Origin of the sequence: Cedecea sp., assembly GCF_036500665.1 — a bacterium.
Classification (GTDB): domain Bacteria; phylum Pseudomonadota; class Gammaproteobacteria; order Enterobacterales; family Enterobacteriaceae; genus Cedecea.
Genome location: NZ_DASYBS010000080.1, coordinates 1 through 1839, shown reverse-complemented (window position 1 = coordinate 1839; position 1839 = coordinate 1). Strand labels below are relative to the sequence as shown.

Here is a 1839-nt window from a genome sequence, read left to right as displayed (position 1 = left end):
ATAGCGATGAGGCCAATCACCAACAGCCGCCCGATGAGGATTTGCACTGGTTTTGCATGGTAATCAAAACGGTCGCCATCCAATTCCGTATTGCCGTAAAAATAACGACGGCTACGCACAGTCGCCCAAGCGGAATAGATGCCTAAGGTTAAACACGTTAATAACATGTTGACTAACCAAATAGAAAAATATTCTCCACCTGCCCCGTGGAATTTAATTCGATGCAGCCCCGGTGACTGCGAGGTGTTTTCTTTCATTATGTTTTCATCCTGAAAATAACAAGTCATGACAATTATTTAATTATGCAACTCTTTTGCAAAACAAATAAGCACATTATATAAGCACAGTTCCAATCAAAATGACAAACATTCTTTTACTTGAAAATAAAAAACAGACAATATTAAGAATAATTATTCTATATAACTATTAATTATCAATATGAATTCTGGATTATATATATAATTAAAATAATTAATCATATATGCGCATGGGCCCGATATCGGGCCCATGCTGCTGCCTTTAACCGCGGCGCGCTTTCACCGCCGCCGCCAGATCGCGCAGCACGGTTTCGGTGTCCTGCCAGCCGATGCAGCCGTCGGTCACGCTTTTGCCGTAAACCAGCGGCTCGCCGCTTTCGAGGCTCTGGTTGCCTTCCACCAGGTGGCTTTCGATCATCACGCCGATGATCGCTTTTTCACCGCCGCCAATCTGCCCGCAGACGTCGGCGCTGACTTCCACCTGTTTCTTGAACTGCTTGCTGCTGTTGGCATGGCTGAAGTCAATCATTACCTGCGCCGGCAGCCCGGCTTTGCTCAGGCCGGCTTTGACGTCCTTCACGTGCGCCGCGCTGTAGTTCGGCTCTTTGCCGCCGCGCAGAATAATGTGACAGTCGCCGTTGCCGCTGGTGTTAACGATCGCCGAGTGGCCCCACTTGGTTACCGACAGGAAACAGTGCGGCGCGCCGGCGGCGTTGATGGCGTCGATCGCCACCTTGATGGTGCCGTCGGTGCCGTTCTTGAAGCCGACCGGGCATGAGAGGCCTGAGGCCAGCTCGCGGTGCACCTGCGATTCCGTGGTGCGCGCGCCGATGGCGCCCCAGCTCATCAGATCCGCCAGGTACTGCGGCGTGATCATGTCGAGGAATTCGCCGGCGGCCGGCAGGCCGCTGTCGTTGATCTCCACCAGCAGCTTACGCGCCAGGCGCAGACCGTCGTTGATGTTGAAGCTGTTATCCATCTGCGGATCGTTGATCAGGCCTTTCCAGCCCACGGTGGTGCGCGGTTTTTCGAAGTATACGCGCATGACCACTTCCAGCTCGCCCTTCAGTTCTTCACGCAGCGCCAGCAGACGCCCCGCGTACTCTTTGGCGGCTTGGGTATCGTGGATAGAGCAAGGACCAATCACCACCAGCAGGCGATCGTCGCTGCCGCGGAGGATATTGTGAATTGCGCTGCGGGCCTGGGACACCGTCTTTGCTGCGCGTTCAGTGGCCGGGAATTTCTCCAGCAAAGCCACCGGCGGCAGGAGTTCCTTAATATCATTAATGCGTAAATCGTCGTTTTGGTAATTCATAGCTTTTCCATTCGGTATCGAGGGGTATTTCGCAGTGCGTAACGGTGTAGATCCCAACAATCTAGCCTGTGGGAATGGCGCTGTAAATCACCTTTGCCCCCCTCCGCTGGAACCGCCAAATTAACAGCAGATTGTGCTGTTTCATCAGGGGAGCGCAGAGCCTCCTTTTTCGCTATGCTAGCGATCGGAATATAAAGCGACCCGAGTTGAACATGCCCTCTCTGTTATTAGTTGATGACCACCCGGTGGTTCATGTCGCACTGGAAG

Annotated in this window: 2 protein-coding genes; both read right to left on the bottom strand. The window is 52.8% G+C overall.

Annotated features, from left to right (window positions below; genetic code table 11):
* Positions 1 to 257 (bottom strand): DUF898 family protein (locus tag VGM55_RS12350; RefSeq protein ID WP_331635622.1); only part of this gene is annotated, 257 nt, incomplete at its 3' end.
* Positions 258 to 519: 262 nt separating this feature from the next.
* A complete protein-coding gene (gene aroG, locus VGM55_RS12345; protein ID WP_331635621.1) occupies positions 520 to 1572 on the bottom strand; it encodes a 3-deoxy-7-phosphoheptulonate synthase AroG in 1053 nt (350 codons plus the stop codon).
* Between the last annotated feature and the right edge of the window lie 267 nt (positions 1573 to 1839).